We start from the raw sequence: 20,688 nt of genomic DNA, 5'->3' as shown, positions 1-20,688 counted from the left end.
CTTCGTTCAGATTTTCTGATACCTCCAATACCCATGAAAACCTTCGACCTGGATGCGCTCTCCATGTTTGTTGCCGTTGCCGACACAGGCAGCTTCCTGCGTGGCGCCGCGCTCGTGCATCGTTCGCAATCCGCCGTGAGCATGCAGATCAAGTCGCTGGAGGCGTCTTTAGGCAAACCCTTGTTTTCGCGCAAGCCGCGCAACATCACGCTGACACAGGACGGCCATGTGCTGCTCGCCTATGCGCGGCGTTTGCTTGCCCTTCGCGACGAAGCATGGGCGTCGATTGTTCGCCCGGACGTCAGGGGGCGGGTGTCAATCGGGGTGCCGGACGACTATGCATCGTCTCTCCTGCCCTCCGTGCTGAGAAAATTTTCGGCCAGCTACCCCAAGGTCGAGATCCAGGTCATCGGCATGCCGAGCAACGCACTGGCGCCGCTCATCAAGGAAGGCAAGATCGATCTCGCCTGCATGGCGCGAATGAAGGGGTTGAGCTGCGAATTTATCCGGCTTGAACCCATGGTCTGGGCCGGTTGTGCCGTCGGCAACGAAGTCTGGAAGGAACGTCCGTTGCCCATTGCCGTCTTTGCACCGGGTAGCGTCGCGCGGTCCAAGGCGATCCAGGCGCTCGAACGGGCGAAGATCAGCTATCGCACATCTTATGAAAGTCCGAGCCTGCTGGGCCTTTTCAGCATGGTCGAAGCGGGGCTCGCGATTGCCCCGCTGTCCCGATGCAGCGTTCCGGAACGGTTCGTCCAGCTCGGCAGCGCGGAGGGCCTGCCCGCCCTGCCGGACCTGGAAATCGTGCTCGCGCGCAGCGCGGGATCGAACCGGCCGCCCTGTGATTTTTTGGCGGAACAGATCCTGACCGACCTGCGAATCCGAGCCGCTGCGAAGTAATGCGGTCCGCCGGCCAAGCTGTTATGCACGGGCCGCTTTCGGCTTGATTTGCGCTCTGCCGGCAAACTCTTCGAACCCTTCAATAGGCAACGGCCTGCAAAAATAGAAACCCTGGTACGCATGGCAACCGACACCGGCCAGGAAGTCGCGTTGTTCTTCAGTCTCCACCCCCTCGGCGATAACCCCTAATCCCAGGCTCTGCGCCAGCGCGACAATCGTCCTGGCAATCGCTGCGTCGTTTGGATCGACGAGCACGTCGCGCACGAATGACTGATCGATTTTCAACTGATCCAGAGGCAGGCGCTTCAAATACGAAAGCGACGAATAGCCGATACCGAAATCGTCCAGTGAAAAGACCACGCCCCGGGCCTTGAGTGCATGCATCTTTTGAATGATGTCCTGCACGTTGTCCACCAGCACGCTTTCGGTCAGTTCCAGCTTGAGCCGGTTCGGGTTGGCGCCCGTTCGACGGATCACGCTCAACACCTTGTGCACGAAATCGGGCTCGCGGAACTGCTGCGCGCTGACATTGACTGCGATCGTCAGGTAGGACATGTCCGGCCGCGTTGCCCATGACGCCAGTTGAGTACACGCGGTTTCGAGCACCCAGTTTCCTAACGCCAGGATCATCCCGGTCTCTTCAGCGAGGTGGATGAACTCCGCGGGCGGCACGAGACCGCGCTGGGGATGTTGCCAGCGCACGAGCGCTTCAGCGCCCATGACCCGGTCACCGTCGAGCACCTGTGCCTGGTAATACAGCAGGAACTGATTGCCCTCTATCGCCTGTCGCAAGCCCGCCTCGAGCGCAGCCCGTTCCACTACCACGGTCTGCATGGCCGGGTCGAAGAAACACAGCGCGTTGCGCCCCAGTTCCTTCGACTTGTACATGGCGAGGTCCGCCTGCTTCAGGAGTTCGTCGATGGATGTCTGATAGCCCCGGAACACAGTGGCGCCAATGCTCGCAGTGCTGCGGTAATCGATGTCGCCGAGCTGATACAACTTGCCAAGCACGCCAAGGATTATCTCGCCCACGGCTTCGGTCTGGCTGGCCGCCTCTTGCCAGGTTTCGTCCAGGCTTCCGAGCACCACCACGAACTCGTCGCCGCCTACCCGCGCCACGGTATCGCCGTCACGTACGCTCGCAGCCAGACGCTGCGCCACCTGCTGCAGCAGCAGATCGCCCTTGTCGTGGCCCAGGGTGTCGTTCAGCGTCTTGAAGTGATCCAGGTCGATGAACAACAGCGCACCACACGCACCACTTCGCGCGCTGACCGTAATGGCCTGCGTCAGACGATCCAGCAGCAGCGTGCGGTTGGGCAGACGCGTCAGGGCGTCGAAGAAGGCAAGCTCCTTGATGCGCTCTTCCGCGATCTTGCGTTCGGTGATGTCGTGATGCGTGCCCACATAGTGGCTGACGACGCCGCCTTCGCCTGTCACCGCCGAGATCGTCAGCCATTTCGGATAGACCTCGCCATTCTTGCGACGCCCCCAGATCTCGCCCTGCCAGCCACCCATGCGGTGGATCGTTTCCCACATCTCGCTGAAAAAAGCATCGTCGTGATGGTGCGAGCGCAGCAATCGCGGCGTCTGGCCCACGGCTTCTTCAGCGGTGTAGCCGGTGCACTCCGTGAACGCGGAGTTGACGCGCAGGATGGTGTTGCTGGCATCGGTGACCATCATGGCTTCGAGCGAATCGAAGGCGACCGCCGCAATCCGCAGTTCGGCCTCGACTTGCTTGCGGTCGGTAATGTCGCGCCCGCTGGTCCGGAAACCCGTGAAAACGCCTTTGGCGTCGGTGATCGGAACCCAGGAAACGGATAGCCAGACCAGCGTTCCGTCCTTGCGAACGCAGCGGAATTCGAGGTCGTCGCCACGGAAGCCCTGGAGCCCCTTCAGGAACTCCGGGGCAACGCGGGCGCGGTCGTCGGGATGGATCAGCGTGCCCGCGAAGTCGGTCATGGCCATGCATTCGGCGACGGTATATCCGGTGTATTCCTCGACCGATGGATTGATCCAGCGTGGTTTGCCATCCGGTCCCCACCAGACTTCCCAGTTCACCGTGCAGTCCGCGATCGCGCGGAACTTCTCCTCGCTCTCGCGCAACTCGCGGGTCATCGTGGAAGCCAGCCGCATCGCGCGGCCGCGGCCAGTGACCATCAACCAGGCGAGCAGTGCCAGCAGCAGGCTCAGACCGGTACCGGTGACGGCGATCAGTGCTTCGGCGTTACGGCCGAAGCGGCCCTTGAAGTCGTCCAGGGTGCTCATCGAGAGCGTCCAGTTGTGCCCTGCGACAACCAGGTACTCATTGGCCGAAATGAGCGGGGGCCGATGCTGCTCGCCCATGACACGGGAGCGATACAGCAAGGCCGCGGCGGACGGCTCCACGCCGTCGTAGATGGCGAACGCGAGTCCGGGCAGCGGGTCGCCGTAAAGGCTGGCGATGACATCGTGCATGCGAAACGACGCGTACACCCAGCCGGCAAGATGCGCCCGGCGCTCGACAACGCTGTCGTGCGGCTGGCCCCGGTTATAGATAGGCAAGTACATGATGAAAGCGGGTTTTGCATCCGGGCCGATGTCCACGCCCAGGCGGACTTTCCCGGAGACCGCCACCATGCCGGAATCGCGCGCCTTCTCCATGGCCTGCCGCCGCACAGGGTCGGCCCACGAATCCAGTCCGAGTGGAGCGAGGCTGCTGGTAGCGGGCGGTTCGCGCTGGATGATAGGCGCGTAGTTCTCACGCAAGCCCTGCGGCTGGATGGTGTAGCCGGCAAAACCCATCTGATGCATCGCGGCAATATGGGCGTTCCTGCGCGCTGCCGGTACCCATTCGATGACCCCGATAGTCTGGATGCCGGAAAAATTGGCGTCGAGATTGAGTGCGCTGACGTAGTCGCGCAAGTGGTCACGGTCCATCTGGCCGGTGGCGGCGAACAAGCCCTGCACGCCGCGCAGCATCTGCTCGTAAGTCGACATGCGCTGTTCGACGCGGCTGACCACGTCGCCCAGTGAAAAATTGAACTGGGAGAGCAATTCGTTGCGGGAAGCTTGCCGTTCGTGATCCCAGACTATCCACGTGACGCCAAGCGCAGCGGACAAGATCAGCAAGGGCAGCAATACCAGGCGCGCCCAGGTCACGGGGGGGCCTGGAAATCGACCATGGATCTGGCCAGATCTGGTTTGAAGTACTTCTCGAAAATACGCAGCACGGTTCCGTCCGCGCGCATCTCGTTCACCAGCGCACGCCACTTGTCCTGCTCGGCGGGCGGCAGCGCCTTCTTCGACATGATCACGCCATGAGGGATGGCGGGATCGTTGAACTCGATGATAGTGGTGACATCGCGGATATTCTTTTCATCCAGCGCGGGGTAGTCGAAGGGCTCCATGATCATGCCCTGGATACGCTGATGGATCAGCGCCTCGTACAGCGGCGCCAGGCCGCCGGCCTGGCTGACACGATTTTCAGCCGCGAGCGTGTCGACCAGCTTGTTGGCGGAGTCGCTGTACCGGAAGCTGCGAATCACGCCCAGTTGAAACTGGTCGCTACGCTCGAAATCGGCTAGCTGATGCATGCCCGCGTCCTTGCGCACCAGCAAATAGTATTTGTTGCTGAAGTACCAGGCGAACGAAGCGAAGCGGTTACGCTCGTCGTTGGCAATGCCGGACAAGCTGAAATCGAGCGCGCCGGATTCGATCAATTGCCAGATGCGTGCGCGCGACATGAGGCTGACATTAATCTTGCAGCCGCTGCGGCGGATCAGTTCGTCGGCGAAATCCTTGTCAATACCGGTGTCGGTATCGGCGGAATAAAGCAGGCCGTGGTCATGCAGTGCAAGCGTGAAGGGACGTGAGCAATCGGGGCCTGCCGCGACCGCGCGGCCGAGGCATGAGATCACCAGTAGCAAGCCGCCCAGAGTGTGTCGGATCACAGCGTCGCCATGGTGGTGGAAGTGACTAGAATACAGCCCTCTTTTTATTAACACCGGTCGCGGGGGCATGCTTGGTGATTCAGGCCCCTCGACAACGAGTTATGCAGGGAGTCTTTTTCAAGATGCCTTTGCATATCCGATCTGCCGCACGGAAAACGACAGAAAATTGCTTATTCTGGCAGCCCCGGCAGGTAATCGGTTTAGTAAAAATGATAACGCCCCGTGAATTAATACTACCGGACGCTTATTAAAACTGCAACTGACGGGAATCATTTGCCAACCCCCGGTGTAGCTACGGGTTCTACCGTACCGGCAGCACGTGGCACTGGATTCCGCCGCTGTAGAGCCATGTTCCGACCTTTGGCTGTCAATGGTCTGCACGTCGGCGCATAGGCTAGCTAGTGCAAGTGACAGATTCGTGTGCCCTGTTCGCGTCGATAGTTTTATTTCGCACCCGTCAATCCCCTGATTAAAGATCGGGCTGTCTCAACGGCAAACTCATAGGGAAGGAGGGTTTTCCACTGGAATGAAATTAAACGTCCGCAACACTCACAAATCCAATTGATGGCGTTACACGATGGCGTTAGACAACAGTGCTATTGCGATAGCAAAGGATATCGATATCGCAATAGCACAGGACGCGCGATTCGCATGATTGCGTGCGAGCGAATGCGCGTTGTATAGGCTTTAGTTGCCGATTTTCAGCAACTCGACTTCAAACGTCAGCGTGCTGTTCGGCGGAATCGGGCCTACGCTACGATCGCCGTATGCGGTTGCCGGCGGGCACACGAGCTTGGCCTTGCCACCCACCTTCATCTTCTGAAGGCCTTGTGTCCAGCAAGGGACTACCTGGCCGAGCGGGAACGATGCCGGCTGCCCGCGCTTGTACGAGGAGTCGAACTCGGTGCCATTCGCGAGCGTGCCGCGATAGTTGACGGTCACCGTGTCGGCGGCGGTAGGCTGCGCCCCGGTGCCTTCCTTGATCTGCGTCACGGTGACGCCGGAAGGAAGCGTTTCAGTCGCGCCCGTAGCAGCATAAGCCGATGACGAAGCGATAAAAGCAAGAGCGAGCAGCAGTGATACTTTTTTCATAAAGCGTCCAGAACGTCCCGAAAGTGGGTGGGGTGAGTAAAGTACAAAGTCAACTAAGCCAAGCCAAATACAGTAGCACGGACAGGCCACGGCATGGCAGAACCTCGTTTCGAGACGATTCTTTACGGTTCTTTACGGGTAAGCTCGGGTGGACTTCAGTGTGGGCCGCGTGCGTTCGCCAAACGGGCCTTCTGCACGCCTTCTGCACGTTTCGCTGCGCAGGATTGAGAGTAAGACCGGGTCATGGTGACAAGCGTCGCAGGCAGCCCCTCAGGGGCCGCAGCGCCCACGAAACAATGTCCAGGAGCCACGGCAAGCCGGTTAAAAGTCGCCAGCGGCAATGGCATGGTGGCCCAAAGCCGCACTCGCGTGCTGACAAACGCTCAGACTTCCGCTATTTCCTTATTTTTTGCGGCAAGCGTCTCCCGCACGGCGCGGGCCGCCAGGATCATGTTTGTCAGTGCCGCTTCTGTCTCCGGCCAGGTGCGCGTTTTCAAACCGCAGTCAGGATTGACCCATAGATGCTCCGCAGGAATGACTTCGCATGCACGTTCAAGCAAGCGCTGCATTGTCTCCGCGCTCGGCACCCGCGCCGAGTGCGAGTCGTAGACGCCGGGCCCGATTCCGTTCGGGTAGGCAAACGCACCGAAGCCGTCCAGCAACTCCATTGAAGAGCGCGATGTCTCGATCGTAATTACGTCCGCATCCAGCGCCGCGATGGACGGAAGAATGTCATTGAACTCCGAATAGCACATATGGGTGTGAATCTGTGTTGCGTCGGAGACGCCGCTAGCGGAGATCTTGAATGCCCGAGTCGCCCAGTCAAGATAACCGGGCCACTCGGCCCGGCGCAAGGGCAAGCCTTCGCGGAACGCCGGTTCATCGATCTGGATAATGCGAATGCCGGCCTTTTCGAGGTCTTTTACCTCGTCGCGAATGGCCAATGCAAGCTGCAGCGCTGTTGTTTCGCGGGGTTGATCGTCACGGACAAAAGACCATTGGAGCAGGGTCACCGGTCCCGTAAGAATGCCCTTCATCACGCGGTTGGTCAGGGATTGCGCATGGCACGTGTTGTCCACCGTCATGGGCTCAGGACGATAGATGTCGCCGTAAATGATGGGCGGCTTGACGCAGCGCGAACCGTAGTTCTGAACCCAGCCGTTCTCCGTCAGCGCATATCCCCACAGCTTCTCCGCGAAAAATTCGACCATGTCGTTGCGTTCCGCTTCGCCATGCACGAGGACGTCGAGTCCGAGTTCCTCCTGCTTGCGCACGGCTGTTGCGATCTCCGCGCGCATGCGTTCCAGGTAATCGAGTGCGCCCAGTTCCCCGCGCCGGTACGCCGCGCGAGCTTGCCGGATGGCTAGCGTCTGGGGGAACGAACCAATGGTCGTGGTCGGCAGAAGCGGCAACCTGAGCGTATGCCGCTGCACTCGCTGGCGCACGGCGAAAGGACTTTTGCGGCTCGCCATCGCGTGGGTGATGGCAGTGGTCCTTCGCTGCACGAGAGTATTGATGATCGTGTCCGAACTGCGTCGTGTATCGAGCGCTGCGTTCGACGCGGCAAGTACAGACCCGGCTTCCGCCGAATCGCTTAACGCGAGCGCGATGGCGGCAACCTCATCAAGCTTTTCAGTCGCGAATGCAAGCCATGACGTTAACCGGTTATCGAGCCTTTTCTCCGAAGCAAGCGTAACCGGCACGTGCAGCAGAGAACAGGACGGTGCAATCCATAAGTTATCCGAACGTTCTTCGCTCACACTCCGGAGCGAGTCGACGACTTTACTGAGGTCTGCCCGCCAGATATTCCTACCGTCGATCACACCCACCGACAGCACTTTGTCCGCCGGCAGCACCGCGCGCCACGTGTCCAGTTGCTCGGGCGCCCTGATCAGGTCGATATGAACACCCTGCACAGGCAGCTTCGCGATGAGCGGTGCATGGTGAGCGGCCGTGTCGAAATAAGTGCCCAGCATTACCTTGTTGCCTGACACGCCAAGCACATCGTAAGCCGCGTAAAAGGCCTCGATCCATTCGTCATCCAGATCAAGGCACAGTACCGGTTCGTCCAGTTGAAGCCATTCAATCCCACGTTGCTTCAACCGGTCGAGAATGCGCATATAGCGAATCAGGAGTTTCGGCAGAAGTGAAAGCCGGTCAAAGCCGGGAATGGGGCTCTTGGACAGCCACAGGTACGTAATCGGGCCGATGAGAACCGGCTTGAGAGAATGATCCAGTGCGAGCGCTTCATCGATCTCGTCGAAGAACCAGTCGACGCCACCATTGAATGTCGTACCTGGCCCCAACTCCGGCACGAGATAGTGGTAATTCGTGTCGAACCACTTGGTCATCTCCATCGCGGGTTGTGCCTTGTTGCCCCGCGCCAGCTCATAATATTGCGCGAGCGAGAGGGTCGACGGTTCGAATTCGAACCGCTCAGGCAACGCACCCAGCAGCGCGGTCAGGTTCAGCATCTGATCGTAATAGGCGAAGTCGCCGACCGCTACGAAATCCAGCTTCGCCGAGCGTTGCAACGCCCAATGGCGCGCACGCAATGCCGCGGCGACGCTATGCAAATAAGCATCGTCGCACTCCCCGCGCCAAAACGCCTCTTGCGCGAACTTGAGTTCGCGATGCGCGCCGATGCGCGGAAAACCATGTAGATGAGTGCGAGCCATAACGCGTCCTTAACCGAGTGGCCCACAGTCTGAATGCCGGCGTGTTATTCAACAAGCGACATGTTTTCATCTTCCTATTAGTTTCATTCATGTCGGCGCAACTTGCGCGTCCTTGCGCACTCTGCCGGGAAGCGCGGGTTCTCGCCGATGCTTATGGGCAGATGATCTTTTCACGAGTCGACGCGATCGATGCTTCCTCACTTAGCAGCGAGCAAATTCGGGCACTGACGAGTGCCCTGGATCAACGCGGTCCGGTGCGTTAGCTGTTTGTGTCCGATTGGGAAAGTAAGGAGTGGAGCCGCCCGAACCCGTGCGGCCTCGCTCATGCCTTTAGCGGCTAACTTCCAGCTCGTCGAAACGTTTTGCACGATAGATCAGGACTGACACGATCCAGCTAAAGGCGAAAATGCCAATAATCACAAAGCCGAGCGTACCGAAATTATCGTTCAAGGTCCCTATGGCATCCCACACCGGGCCTTGCAGTTTCAATTGATCGGCGAGCAGCCCAAGCGCCTCTATACCGCCAATCACGACGGCCACGATGACGGACACCAGCGTAATGGTCATGTTGTAATAGATTTTCCGGATCGGCTTCAGGTAAGCCCATCCGTAAGCACCGAGCATCAGGTGACCGTCCAGTGTGTCTATCAGGGACATGCCCGCACTGAACAGCACCGGGAACACCATGATCGCCCAGGGAGAGAGCCCTTGCGACGCCTGGGTTGCCGCTATGCCGAGCAAACCAATTTCAGTCGCCGTATCGAATCCCAGACCGAACAGGAAACCTAGCGGGTACATTTGCCAGCTTCGCGTGATCATGCGAAACAGCGGGCGAAAGATGCGAGCCAGAAATCCGCGATCGGCCAGAAGCAGATCGAAATCGTCATCGACATAAGCACCACCGCTCCGGATGTTGCGCCACGCTTTATAGATCGACCTCAGGATAATCAGGTTCATCAGGGCAATCGCGAACAGGAACAGCGCCGACACCAACGTGCCGACCACTCCGCCAATTTCCTTATAGTGGTCGAATCGGCCTTGCATGGCCGACGTTGCAACCGCCACGCCGACAGAGGCGAGTACGACCACGCTCGAGTGCCCAAGGGAAAAGAAGAAGCCGACCGCGACGGGGCGTTTCTTCTCCTGCATGAGCTTGCGCGTGACATTGTCGATAGCGGCAATGTGGTCGGCATCCACCGCATGACGCAGCCCAAATCCGTAGGCCAGCAATGCGGTTCCCAGCAGTACCGGATGATGACGGAACGCCACCAGTGCCCAAACCCAGGCGACAACATTGATCGCAATCAATATTCCATAGATGCCGAAAAGCTTGCCCCGCACTTTGGCGCCTGAGTCATTAAAAATCTGTACGAGTTGAGAAATCATTTGGGCAGCCCTCGGGAAGACGCGTCCCGCTTGAATTGGAAAACGATCGGGAGGAGAGGTCTGACTCTTGGTTCGGCAATCTAAAAGCTTACGAACCAAATACAGTGGCGCGACCGTGCCGGGTTCTCACCGGCTTCTCCCCTTGTGTGCTTTTACGCCGTGCCTGTCGCGATGTCTATGAATTCACGGGCAACATGTATCAGCCATCGATCATACCTAAACCGCGATCAACTCCCGCACGCCCTGCGCTTCCATATCCGCGCCTGCGCCACCCGCTACGATTTCTCCGCGGCTCATGACCCAATACCGGTCGGCAAGCTCGCGCGCGAAGTCGTAGTACTGTTCGACCAGCAGCACCGTCATGCCCATTTCATCGACGAGTTGACGCAACGTGCGCCCGATATCCTGAATGATCGACGGTTGAATGCCTTCTGTCGGTTCATCGAGAATGAGCAGCTGCGGCTCACTCATCAGCGCCCGGCCGATGGCCAACTGCTGTTGCTGGCCGCCCGACAGATCGCCGCCGCGTCGGCTTTTCATTTCCTTGAGCACCGGGAACAGCTCGTAGATCCGGTCCGGGACTTTCGATGGCGCTCGGCGACTCGCCGCGCCCACCAGCAGGTTTTCCTCAACTGTCAGCCGGCCGAAGATGTCGCGTCCTTGCGGTACGTAAGCCAGGCCGCTCGATACGCGCTTGTAAGTCGGCATCGATGAGATCTTTGCGCCGCGCCAGGAGATCGTGCCGCTTTTGGTCGGCACCACGCCCATCAGGCAGCGCAATAACGTCGTCTTGCCCACGCCGTTGCGGCCCAGCAATACAGTGAGTTTTCCATCAGGCACGGTCATCTTCACATCGCGCAGGATGTGGCTGCCGCCGTAGAACTGGTTGAGGGAATCGACTTCGAGCATGTGTATTTCCTCTATCGACCGAGGTACGACTCGATCACTTTCTCATTGCGCTTCACTTCATCGAGCGTGCCGTGCGCGAGCACGCTGCCCTCGGCCATCACCGTCACCCGCCCCGTGTCGCCCGAGAGCGCCGCGACGAACTCCATGTCGTGCTCGACCACCATCATCGAACAGGTGCCGCGCAATTTGTTCAGCAATTCCGCGAGCTGCATGGTCTCGTGGTCCGTCATGCCGGCGGCCGGTTCATCGAGTAACAAGAGCGCCGGCTGCTGCATCAGCAACATGCCAATCTCCAGCCGCTGTTTCTGCCCGTGCGACAACTCGCCGGCATAACGCGTGGCATCGGCTTCAAGGTGAATCAGTTCCAGCGTCTCTTCAATCCTTGCTTGTGCCTCGCGGTCAAGTTTCGATCTGAGCGAGGCTAACCACCCCTTGTCGGTTTTCATCGCGAGTTCGAGGTTCTCCCACACCGGGTGATTCTCGAACACGGTCGGCTTCTGGAACTTGCGGCCGATACCCGTGCGCGCGATCACCGGCTCCGACATACGCGTCAGATCAAGCGTCTGGCCCAGAAACACCTTGCCCGAATCGGGCCGCGTCTTGCCGGTGATCACGTCCATCATCGTGGTCTTGCCCGCGCCGTTCGGTCCGATCACGCAGCGCAGTTCGCCCACATCGATGGACAGCGTCAGCTTGTTGAGCGCCCGGAAACCATCGAAGCTCACGGTCACGTCTTCCAGATACAGGATCGTGCCGTGCGAGACATCGATCTCGCCCGGTTCGAGCACGTGGCCCAGACCCGTGATGCCGTTCTGGTTGCGTTCGTTGATTTCAGGCAGCGGCGGCAGGTCCACGATCAATGCGTTGTAGGCGGTCAATGTGAATGTCCTCCCGCTTTCTTCCGGCGCAATGCCATATCAATGAGCCCCATGATGCCGTTCGGCAACAACAAGGGCACCAGCGTAAAGATCAGGCCCAGAAAGAACAGCCAGTATTCAGGGAAGTTCGCCGTAAAGAAGCTCTTCGCACCGTTCACCGCGAACGCCCCGATGATCGGTCCGATCAAGGTTCCCCGACCACCCACGGCCACCCAGATCGCCATTTCGATAGAGTTGCCCGGCGACATCTCGTTCGGGTTGATGATGCCGACTTGAGGCACGTACAACGCCCCCGCAATGCCGCACAGAATCGCCGACACGGTCCAGATAAATAGCTTGTAAGCGAGCGGGCTGTAACCTAAGAACATCAGCCGCGCTTCGCCATCGCGCACGCCCGTCACCACGCGCCCAAGCTTGGACGTCACAATCGCCCGTGCCGCGATAAACGCCAGAATCAGCACGCCGAGCGTCATGAGGAACAACACCGTGCGCGTACTCGCCGACGTAATCGGAAAGCCCGCGATACGCTTGAAATCGGTAAAACCGTTATTGCCGCCGAAACCGGTTTCGTTGCGATAGAACAGCAGCATCGCGGCGAACGTCATCGCCTGCGTGATGATCGACAGGTACACGCCTTTGACGCGCGAGCGGAACGTGAAGAAGCCGAATATCCAGGCAAGCACCCCGGGCACAACAATCACCAGCAACAGCGCGTACCAGAGGTGTTGCGTGCCCTGCCAGTACCACGGCAGCTTGTGCCAGTCGAGGAACACCATGAAGTCGGGCAGGTCGCTCTGATAGTTGCCCTCGCGGCCAATCGAGCGCATCAGGTACATGCCCATCGCGTATCCGCCGAGCGCAAAGAACAGCGCGTGCCCGAGGCTCAGGATGCCGCAATACCCCCACACGAGATCAAGCGCCAATGCGCCGATCGCGTAGCACATGAGCTTGCCGACGAGCGTCATCGAATACGCGGAGAGGTGGAACGTGCTCGACTCCGGCAGCACGAGCGCGGCGATAGGCACGCAGATGCCCATCGCGATCACGAACGCGATCAGCGCAATCCAGCCGCTGCGGGGTAAAAGCGCCGCACGCGGGGGCAGGCCTAACGCAAAGCCTTCACGCCGGGCTTGCTCGTCGGGTTGCGGCGCAACATCGAGGTTGGCTGAGACGTTGGGTGTAGTCATCTCAAACCTCGGCGCTGCGGCCCTTCAGGGCGAACATGCCCTGAGGACGCTTCTGGATGAACAACACGATCAGCACGAGCACCGCGATTTTAGCGAGCACCGCGCCCCAGAACGGTTCGATCGTCTTGCTGACAAGTCCGAGTCCGAACCCGCCGATCACCGTTCCCGCCAGTTGTCCGACACCGCCCAGCACCACCGTCATGAATGAATCGATGATGTAACTCTGCCCCAGATCCGGCCCGATATTGCCGATCTGCGAGAGCGCGCAACCGCCCAGTCCCGCGATGCCGGCGCCGAAGGCAAACGCATACGAATCCACGCGCGCGGTTTTTACGCCCACGCATGCGGCCATGCGGCGGTTCTGCGTCACGGCGCGTACGAACAGGCCGAGGCGCGTCTTGGTGAGCACGACCCAGGCGAGCAGCACGACAACCAGCGAGAAGCCGAGAATGGTCAGGCGGTTGTAAGGCAATATGAGATTCTGCATGATGGACACGCCGCCGCTCATCCACGAGGGGTTCGTCACCTGCACGTTCTGCGCGCCAAAGATGGTGCGAGTGGCCTGGATCAGAATCAGGCTGATGCCGAAGGTGGTCAGCAGCGTTTCGAGTGGCCGGCCGTAGAGATGTTTTATCACCAGTCGTTCCAGCACGATGCCGACCAAGGCGGCGGCGGCAAACGACACGGGCACCGCGAACAGCGGATACCAGTTGAACGCGCCGGGTGCGTAGTGCTGCACGAGGTTTTGCACGACGTACGTGGCGTACGCGCCAATCATGAGGAATTCGCCATGCGCCATGTTGATCACGCCAATGAGACCGTACGTGATTGCAAGGCCCAGCGCTGCGAGCAACAACACGCTACCGAGAGACAGACCCGCGAAGATCGTGCCGACAATCTCGCCGCGTCGTTGAATCGAGTTCAGCTCTTCAATGCCCGCCTGGGCTGCTGCGCGCACGCGGGCATCGGGTTCGGCGAAGGTGCCGTCCGCGTTCTTGACGACGATCGGACGCAAGAGTTCGTTCATATCGAGGTCGTGACGCGCTGCGACCAGTTGCACGGCTTCGAGGCGTTTGTTCGGATCGGTATCGTGTAAGGCGGTAGTGGCCCAGAGCGTATCGAGGCGTTTTTTAAGTGTCGGATCGGTTTCCTTGGTGCGGGCTTTATCGACTAAAGGTTTGATCGACGGATCGGCGTTCTTGAGCAATTCATCGATGGCCGCGCGTCGTGTAGCGATATCGGGCGATGCCAGTTGCAAACCCGACACCGCGCCGGATACTTTCGAGCGCAGCAGATTGTTCAAGGTGACCGGTTGCGCATCGGGTGCGTCGACGATCTTGTTGGTGAGCGGGTCCTTGTTGCCGTCGTCGGTCTGGATTAAGACCTTGCCGGCGTCGGTGGCGACCAGAGAACCATCGGAGAGCGCGTTGAGCACAGCGATTGAAGGGGCGTCGGCGTTGGCGATCAGCTTGTCGATGGCGGCGGATTTGGCGTCGAAGTCGTCAGCCGCGAGCGGCGCGAGATCGTTGGCGCTCAGGGCCGCAAAGGCGACCAACGGCATGCAGGCAATCAGGATTGCGCAGAGGCCACGGCGAGCGAAGCGAAGCATCGAATCAGTCATGAATGGCCTGTCAGGTAGAGCGGAGTGCGGGGCGGCGTGGTGTGATGTGTTGCGTGTTCCATGCTGCCCGGACTCGTATGAACCGCCGCGGGGTTCTTGTGCTTGATTGCGCGGCGGTTCGATGTTTCAACGTTGGTAGTTCGTACTTGCTAAGGCTTAAGCCCGAGGTTCAGGCCTTAGTTTTAGACTCAGGACTCAGGCAAAAGACTTAACCTTAACCCCAAGCCTTTAAGCCACGCGGCGCCGACGCAGGAAATCCGGAATCGAACTCACCACATCCGGCTTGCCTTCGTTGCCCGGAATGTATGGGCTCCACGGCTGCGCGCGCACCGTCGTCTTCGTGCGCCACACGACGTTGAACTGACCGTCGGCACGCACTTCACCAATCATGACCGGCTTGTGCAGGTGGTGGTTCCCATCCATCTCAAGCGTAAAGCCCGACGGGGCGGCGAACTTCTGGCCGATCATCGCCACGCGGATCTTGTCGACATCGACGCTCTTCGCTTTCTCGGCCGCCTGCTTCCACATGTGGATGCCGACAAAGGTCGCTTCCATCGGATCGTTGGTCACGCGCTTGTCGCCGCCCGGCAGGTTGTTCTTCTTGACCCAGTCGGCGAACATCGCCTTGAACTTCGTGTTCTCCGGGTTCTTCAGCGACATGAAGTAATTCCATGCCGCGAGATTACCCACCAGCGGTTTTGTATCGATGCCGCGCAGTTCCTCTTCGCCCACCGAGAACGCGACGACCGGCACATCGGTGGCTTTGAGCCCCTGATTGCCGAGTTCCTTGTAGAACGGCACGTTCGAGTCTCCGTTCACCGTCGAGATCACGCAGGTCTTGCCGGCTTGCGAGAACGTCTTGATGTTCGCCACAATCGTCTGATAGTCCGCGTGCCCGAACGGGGTGTAGACCTCTTGAATGTCATCGTCCTTCACGCCCTTCGAGTGCAGGAAGGAGCGCAGGATCTTGTTGGTCGTGCGCGGATAGACGTAGTCGGTGCCCAGCAGGAAGAAGCGTTTTGCTGCGCCGCCTTCCTTGCTCATCAGGTATTCGGTGGCGGGAATGGCTTGCTGGTTCGGTGCGGCGCCCGTGTAGAACACGTTCTTCGACATCTCTTCACCCTCGTACTGCACCGGGTAGAAGAGCAGGCCGTTGAGTTCCTCGAACACCGGCAGCACCGATTTACGCGACACCGATGTCCAGCAGCCAAAGGTCACCGCGACCTTGTCTTGCGAGATCAGTTGACGGGCTTTTTCGGCGAACAGCGGCCAGTTCGAAGCGGGGTCAACCACCACCGGTTCCAGTTGACGGCCCAGCACGCCGCCGCTTGCATTGATCTGCGCAATGGTCATCAGCGCCGTGTCTTTGAGCGACGTTTCCGAAATCGCCATCGTCCCGGACAGGGAATGCAGTACGCCCACTTTGATGGGGCCTTTGTCGCTTTGAGCGAAAGCCGAAGGGATCTTGCCAACTACGCCTGCAACCCCCGCTGCCGATGCGACCTTCAGGAACTCACGCTTTTTCATTGACCGTCCTTAACCAGAATGTAAGTTGGATTTAGTCTTGGATACAAGACGGAATACCATTCGCAAATTCTGGGCCAAGGACGTGAAAGCCTTTGTAGAAAAGGCTTCCCGGTGTTCGACAGTCAATCACAGGCCTGCTGACTGACTAGGCACGGTGCGTACGCGCTCAAAACTGGTGCGGTGTGCACGCTTTCGGAGGTACGCTACGAATCATCCTGACTGGCGTAACGCTCGCGTGCGGAATGGAGCATGTAAAGCGTGATGCGTTTCACTTCGGCCTGGCTCTCCGCGATGTGCGCACGGATCATCTCTTGTGCGCCGGAGACATTTTTTTCGAAGATCGCCGACAGGATTTCACCATGCTCCCGGTAGGTGGCATCGATACGGGGCGCCTTCGTAAAATCCAGGCGACGGATGATCCGGATGCGCTCCGTTACGTCCTGATGAATGCGGGCCATCTCGTCGTTGCCCACCGCCGCGACAATGCGGGTGTGAAACGCCTCATCAAGCGCTGCCACGACTGTCGAGTCAGCGAGGTAGTGTTCGGCCGGCACACACCATGTCTCGCGTAACGTATCAAGCCGGTCCATTGCATCGAGAGCAACGACCCGGGCAATGGCGGAGGTCTCCATCATGACCCTCACTTCGTACAGGTCCTCGAAGTATTTGAAATCGAAAGCGCGCACCTGCCAGCCGCTTTTGAAATGCACTTCGACGTATCCTTCACGCTGCAGCCAAAACAGCGCCTGACGAACCGGCGTCCGGCTCACCTGCATGCGCGTTGCAATATCGCCTTCGCTGAATTTGTCGCCCGGCAGCAGCCGGAAATCGAAAATATCGGCCTTCAATTGCGTATAGATTTGTGCCGCGAGATTGCTGGCATTTTTCGCCGGACCCGCGGGCGTCTTCGTATCCACCATGTGCTTTTCCAACCGATGTAAGCCGATTATTCGAGTGAGACCAAAGGATCCCCAGCGTTGATCATCATACCGGGCTTGCAGTGGAATGTTCCCACGATGCCATCGTGCGGCGCCGCGACATGAAACTCCATTTTCATTGCTTCAAGAATCAAAAGGGGGTCGCCGGCATTCACGCGCGAACCGGGGTCCGCCATGAGCTTCCACACATTGCCCGTAATGTCCGCCGAGACAACGAAGCCTGATAGCTCCGCAACTTCGATCAACTCCCCGGCCGTTTCGGTTACGGCCGATACGTGGGTATCGGCCGCAGTATCGGCCGCAGTATCGGCCGCCCAATGCGCGACCTCCGCGTCAAAAGCGAGTTTCTGCCTGGCCCGGAAGACTTCAAGTTCCGGCGCGATACTTTCAAGAAAAGCGTTGTATGCGCCTAGATCAAAGACCTGCTCTTCTATCCGAACGCCGCACCGCCCTTCCCTGAATTCGTCTCTAAGCACATCGAGTTCGCGCTCGCTCACCGGATAAAAACGCACCTGATCGAAGAACCTGAGCAGCCAGGGTTTGCCATCGACAAACATCTCGTTCTTGAGGAACTTGTTCCAGATCGGCAACGTGCGTCCAACCAGTTGATAGCCGCCGGGCGAATCCATTCCGTAGATGCACATATAGACGCCGCCGATGCCCACCGTGCCCTCGGCGGTGTACGTACGCGCCGGGTTGTACTTCGATGTGACCAGGCGATGCCGTGGGTCAACGGGGACGGCACACGGAGCGCCCAGGTACACGTCGCCAAGCCCGAGAACCATGTAGCTGGCTTCGAAAATGGTATCGCGTACTGCGTTGCCCGATTCCAGGCCATTGATGCGCCGGATGAACTCGGTGTTACTGGGCAACCAAGGGGCCGTGTCACGCACCGATTGCCGATAACGAATCACTGCGTCGAGTGTCGCGGAGTCCTCGTAAGCCATTGGCAAGTACACAACACGGCTGGGCACCGTCATGGTGGAGATGCCGGCAAGCGTTGCGTCCGTGGCGGCAAGGGCATCAACGAGAGCGCGTTGATGGATCACGCGGCTGTCGAAACGTACCTGCAAGGAACGCACGCCGGGAGAGAGCTCACACACGCCATTCACCGGACTATTCTTCAAAGCCTCCATCAACGCGTGAATGCGAAAACGGTGATTGAGATCGAGAACGTTCTCGCCGTATTCGATCAGGATGTACTTGTCGCCCGCTTGGCGGAAGACCGTCTTGGGACGCTCACCGGACGCAGCCATCTCGAACAAAATGGGTGAGCCACGCTCAGCGCTTGCATCTGGAAGTGCGAAGACCGAGGCATCCCATCCTGCGATAAAGGCATCCTGCGCCTGTTCCAGCGCGAGTGCATCGTCGAACGTCATTTCACGAAAGCGGATCTTGTCGCCCGGCTTGACCTGCCCCACCTTCCATAATTCAGCCTTCGCGATGGTCACGGCGCAAACGAATCCGCCGAGGCTCGGGCCATCGCGGGTCAGGATCACCGGCATGTCGCCGGTGAAATTGACACTGCCGATCGCGTACTCACAATCGTGCACGTTCGACGGATGCAGCCCCGCTTCGCCACCGTCGGAACGCGTCCATTGAGGCTTCGGACCATTCAGCCGGATACCAAGACGGTTCGAGTTGTAGTGGACGTCCCACTCGCTCGCAAAGAATGTCTCGATTGATTCCGCCGTGAAGAAGTCAGGGGCGCCGTGCGGGCCGTATAACACCCCGATATCCCATGTACGCCCATACCTGGGTACGAGAGAATCAGGGAGTGCCGCCGGGGCATGCAGGGGCGCCAGGTCAGCCGTCGCAGGCAGGCCGGGATCTGCTATGGGCAAGACGTCTGCCGGGCGCAACGTGCGGCCCGCATGGCCGCCAAATTGTCCGAGCGCGAACGTGGCGCGACTACCGAGATACAGCGGAACGTCCAGGCCGTTGCGCACCGCGAGATAGGTCCGGCACCCGCTGGTCGCTTTTCCGATGCGCAGGATCTGCCCTGCTTTGATATAAATAGGTATCCAGAACAATACTGGTTTTCCATCCAGCGTCGCATCGGTCGGGGCACCGGTCAAGGCGACGATCGTATCGCAATGAAACCGCAGCGTAGGTCCGAGCACCGTGGTTTCAATGCCCGCAGCATGCGGCTGATTACCGACGATCCGGTTAGCCAGCCTGAACGCCCAGTCATCCATTGGCCCAGACGGCGGCACGCCGATGCCCCAATACCCAACGCGGCCGGGATAGTCCTGGATAGAGGTATAAGTGCCCGCATCGATCACCTCGATCGCGCTCGGCCGATACACGAACGCGTCGAGAAACCGCGTCGAGACATCGCCGGTGCGAAAAGCGTCGCTCGCCACCACTTGCCGCAAGTAATCCAGATTTGTCGCTATACCGGCCAGCCGTGTTTCGGCGAGTGCCCGGGTCATCGCCGCAATAGCCGCCGAACGATCAGCGCCATGTACGATGAGCTTCGCAATCATCGGGTCGTAGTGAGCGGACACCTCCGTCCCGGTTTCGACCCAGCCGTCCACGCGGATATCGGGAGGGAAGCTGACTTCAGTCAGTGTGCCGGGACTCGGCGCGAAGTTACGCAGCGCATTTTCGGCGTACACCCGCACTTCTATTGCTACCCCTTTCGGGATGATCGGGCGATCCAGCGCGGGCGGATGACCGGCAGCGGTCAGGATCATCCACTCCACCAGATCGATACCGGTCACGCTTTCGGTGATCGCGTGTTCAACCTGCAACCGCGTGTTGACTTCGAGGAAGTAGAACGCCTCCTGAGGCGCGTCGTAAATAAACTCGACCGTACCGGCCGACCGATACGAAACCGAACGGCCCAGGTTCTCCGCAGCGGCCCACAACCGTTGTCGAACCGCATCCGCTAAATTCGGCGCAGGTGTTTCCTCAACGACTTTTTGATTACGCCGCTGCAAAGAACAATCTCGTTCACCGAGCGCGACGACATTACCCCGGCCATCGCCGAAGATTTGCACTTCAACATGGCGAGCCTGGTCGACAAAACGTTCGACAAACACGCCAGCGTTCGCGAAAAACGACTGCCCCAATCGCTTGACTGATTCGAACGCGGCAATCAACCCGGCTTCGTCATTGCATCGCGTGAGACCAATGCCACCGCCCCCAGCCGTGCTCTTCAGCATGACGGGGTAGCCGATCCTTGCAGCCTCTTGTCGTGCGTCCGACACGTCGGCAAGCAGGCCCGATCCGGGAGTTAGCGGCACACCGGCCAGTTCAGCAAGCTCGCGAGCGGCATGCTTCAACCCAAACTGCTCCATTTGCTGCGGAGTCGGCCCCACGAATGCAAAACCTTCGGCCTCGCAGCGCGCGGCGAATTCCGCGTTCTCCGACAAAAAACCGTAGCCCGGAATGATCGCCTGAGCACCGCTTCGCTTCGCCGCATCGATGATGAGATCCACCCGCAGATAGCTTTCGGCCGCGGTGTTACCGCCCAGCGAAATTGCGGCGTCGGCTGAGGAGACATGAAGGCTGTTGCGGTCAGCGTCTGAATAGACGGCAACCGAGCGTATGTTCATGCGTCTCAGCGTGCGCGCAATGCGACAGGCAATCTCGCCGCGATTAGCGATCAATACGGTGTGGAACATGGAAGTCCCCG

14 protein-coding genes are annotated in these 20,688 nt (G+C 59.3%); 2 read left to right on the top strand and 12 right to left on the bottom strand.

The features are described from left to right. Positions 1 to 33 precede the first annotated feature (33 nt). Positions 34 to 900 (top strand): LysR substrate-binding domain-containing protein, encoded by an 867-nt coding sequence (locus ACSQ36_RS36300; protein WP_436185810.1) that lies wholly within the window; start codon positions 34 to 36, stop codon positions 898 to 900. Positions 901 to 921: 21 nt separating this feature from the next. Here ACSQ36_RS36300 and ACSQ36_RS36295 read toward each other — a convergent pair whose 3' ends face one another. The 4 genes from ACSQ36_RS36295 to metE all read right to left on the bottom strand — a co-directional run bounded on the left by ACSQ36_RS36295 (position 922) and on the right by metE (position 8,599). Continuing rightward, positions 922 to 4,038: a bifunctional diguanylate cyclase/phosphodiesterase gene (locus ACSQ36_RS36295; protein WP_436185809.1), complete on the bottom strand. Its 3,117-nt coding sequence runs from the start codon at positions 4,036 to 4,038 to the stop codon at positions 922 to 924. Beyond that, on the bottom strand, positions 4,035 to 4,829 hold the full coding sequence (locus ACSQ36_RS36290) for a substrate-binding periplasmic protein (protein ID WP_213766182.1): 795 nt from the start codon (positions 4,827 to 4,829) through the stop codon (positions 4,035 to 4,037). The genes ACSQ36_RS36295 and ACSQ36_RS36290 overlap by 4 nt, the downstream gene beginning before the upstream one ends. Positions 4,830 to 5,516: 687 nt before the next feature. Next, positions 5,517 to 5,921, bottom strand: coding sequence for an FKBP-type peptidyl-prolyl cis-trans isomerase (locus ACSQ36_RS36285; protein WP_436185808.1), 405 nt, complete (start codon positions 5,919 to 5,921; stop codon positions 5,517 to 5,519). 383 nt (positions 5,922 to 6,304) lie between these two features. After that, positions 6,305 to 8,599: a 5-methyltetrahydropteroyltriglutamate--homocysteine S-methyltransferase gene (gene metE, locus ACSQ36_RS36280; protein ID WP_436185807.1), complete on the bottom strand. Its 2,295-nt coding sequence runs from the start codon at positions 8,597 to 8,599 to the stop codon at positions 6,305 to 6,307. 89 nt (positions 8,600 to 8,688) lie between these two features. On the opposite strand from metE, the gene ACSQ36_RS36275 reads away from it, so the two are divergent. Then, positions 8,689 to 8,862 carry a DUF3717 domain-containing protein gene (locus ACSQ36_RS36275; RefSeq protein ID WP_436186458.1) on the top strand — a complete coding sequence of 58 codons (174 nt, stop codon included), beginning with the start codon at positions 8,689 to 8,691 and terminating at the stop codon, positions 8,860 to 8,862. 67 nt (positions 8,863 to 8,929) lie between these two features. On the opposite strand, the gene ACSQ36_RS36270 is transcribed toward ACSQ36_RS36275, so the two are convergent. The 8 genes from ACSQ36_RS36270 to uca form a co-directional block, all read right to left on the bottom strand. After that, entirely contained in the window at positions 8,930 to 9,985 is a 1,056-nt protein-coding gene (locus ACSQ36_RS36270) for a HoxN/HupN/NixA family nickel/cobalt transporter (protein ID WP_436185806.1), read from the bottom strand. A gap of 216 nt (positions 9,986 to 10,201) precedes the next feature. Then, positions 10,202 to 10,894 (bottom strand): urea ABC transporter ATP-binding subunit UrtE, encoded by a 693-nt coding sequence (urtE, locus tag ACSQ36_RS36265; RefSeq protein WP_436182405.1) that lies wholly within the window; start codon positions 10,892 to 10,894, stop codon positions 10,202 to 10,204. An 11-nt stretch (positions 10,895 to 10,905) separates the two neighbouring features. Next, positions 10,906 to 11,733, bottom strand: coding sequence for an urea ABC transporter ATP-binding protein UrtD (gene urtD, locus ACSQ36_RS36260; protein WP_436183183.1), 828 nt, complete (start codon positions 11,731 to 11,733; stop codon positions 10,906 to 10,908). Positions 11,734 to 11,768: 35 nt separating this feature from the next. After that, positions 11,769 to 12,959: an urea ABC transporter permease subunit UrtC gene (gene urtC, locus ACSQ36_RS36255; protein ID WP_436182404.1), complete on the bottom strand. Its 1,191-nt coding sequence runs from the start codon at positions 12,957 to 12,959 to the stop codon at positions 11,769 to 11,771. A gap of 1 nt (position 12,960) precedes the next feature. After that, positions 12,961 to 14,580: an urea ABC transporter permease subunit UrtB gene (gene urtB / locus ACSQ36_RS36250; protein WP_436185805.1), complete on the bottom strand. Its 1,620-nt coding sequence runs from the start codon at positions 14,578 to 14,580 to the stop codon at positions 12,961 to 12,963. A gap of 228 nt (positions 14,581 to 14,808) precedes the next feature. After that, a complete protein-coding gene (gene urtA, locus ACSQ36_RS36245; protein WP_436185804.1) occupies positions 14,809 to 16,107 on the bottom strand; it encodes an urea ABC transporter substrate-binding protein in 1,299 nt (432 codons plus the stop codon). Between the two features lie 203 nt (positions 16,108 to 16,310). Then, positions 16,311 to 17,027, bottom strand: a complete 717-nt coding sequence (locus ACSQ36_RS36240; protein WP_213768828.1) for a GntR family transcriptional regulator — start codon at positions 17,025 to 17,027, stop codon at positions 16,311 to 16,313. Positions 17,028 to 17,053: 26 nt separating this feature from the next. Continuing rightward, on the bottom strand, positions 17,054 to 20,677 hold the full coding sequence (gene uca, locus ACSQ36_RS36235; protein ID WP_436185803.1) for an urea carboxylase: 3,624 nt from the start codon (positions 20,675 to 20,677) through the stop codon (positions 17,054 to 17,056). Positions 20,678 to 20,688: the final 11 nt, after the last annotated feature.

Origin of the sequence: Caballeronia sp. LjRoot34 (assembly GCF_964253815.1) — a bacterium.
GTDB lineage: Bacteria > Pseudomonadota > Gammaproteobacteria > Burkholderiales > Burkholderiaceae > Caballeronia.
This window is presented reverse-complemented; position numbering and strand designations above follow the sequence as displayed.

What these genes read in the sequence shown, in the direction of transcription:
- uca (WP_436185803.1), bottom strand. Translation starts at nt 20,677, where the DNA reads ATGTTCCACACCGTATTGATCGCTAATCGCGGCGAGATTGCCTGTCGC.
- ACSQ36_RS36275 (WP_436186458.1), top strand. Translation starts at nt 8,689, where the DNA reads ATGTCGGCGCAACTTGCGCGTCCTTGCGCACTCTGCCGGGAAGCGCGG.
- ACSQ36_RS36240 (WP_213768828.1), bottom strand. Translation starts at nt 17,027, where the DNA reads ATGGTGGATACGAAGACGCCCGCGGGTCCGGCGAAAAATGCCAGCAAT.
- urtB (WP_436185805.1), bottom strand. Translation starts at nt 14,580, where the DNA reads ATGACTGATTCGATGCTTCGCTTCGCTCGCCGTGGCCTCTGCGCAATC.
- ACSQ36_RS36300 (WP_436185810.1), top strand. Translation starts at nt 34, where the DNA reads ATGAAAACCTTCGACCTGGATGCGCTCTCCATGTTTGTTGCCGTTGCC.
- ACSQ36_RS36285 (WP_436185808.1), bottom strand. Translation starts at nt 5,921, where the DNA reads ATGAAAAAAGTATCACTGCTGCTCGCTCTTGCTTTTATCGCTTCGTCA.
- urtC (WP_436182404.1), bottom strand. Translation starts at nt 12,959, where the DNA reads ATGACTACACCCAACGTCTCAGCCAACCTCGATGTTGCGCCGCAACCC.
- urtA (WP_436185804.1), bottom strand. Translation starts at nt 16,107, where the DNA reads ATGAAAAAGCGTGAGTTCCTGAAGGTCGCATCGGCAGCGGGGGTTGCA.
- metE (WP_436185807.1), bottom strand. Translation starts at nt 8,599, where the DNA reads ATGGCTCGCACTCATCTACATGGTTTTCCGCGCATCGGCGCGCATCGC.
- urtE (WP_436182405.1), bottom strand. Translation starts at nt 10,894, where the DNA reads ATGCTCGAAGTCGATTCCCTCAACCAGTTCTACGGCGGCAGCCACATC.
- ACSQ36_RS36270 (WP_436185806.1), bottom strand. Translation starts at nt 9,985, where the DNA reads ATGATTTCTCAACTCGTACAGATTTTTAATGACTCAGGCGCCAAAGTG.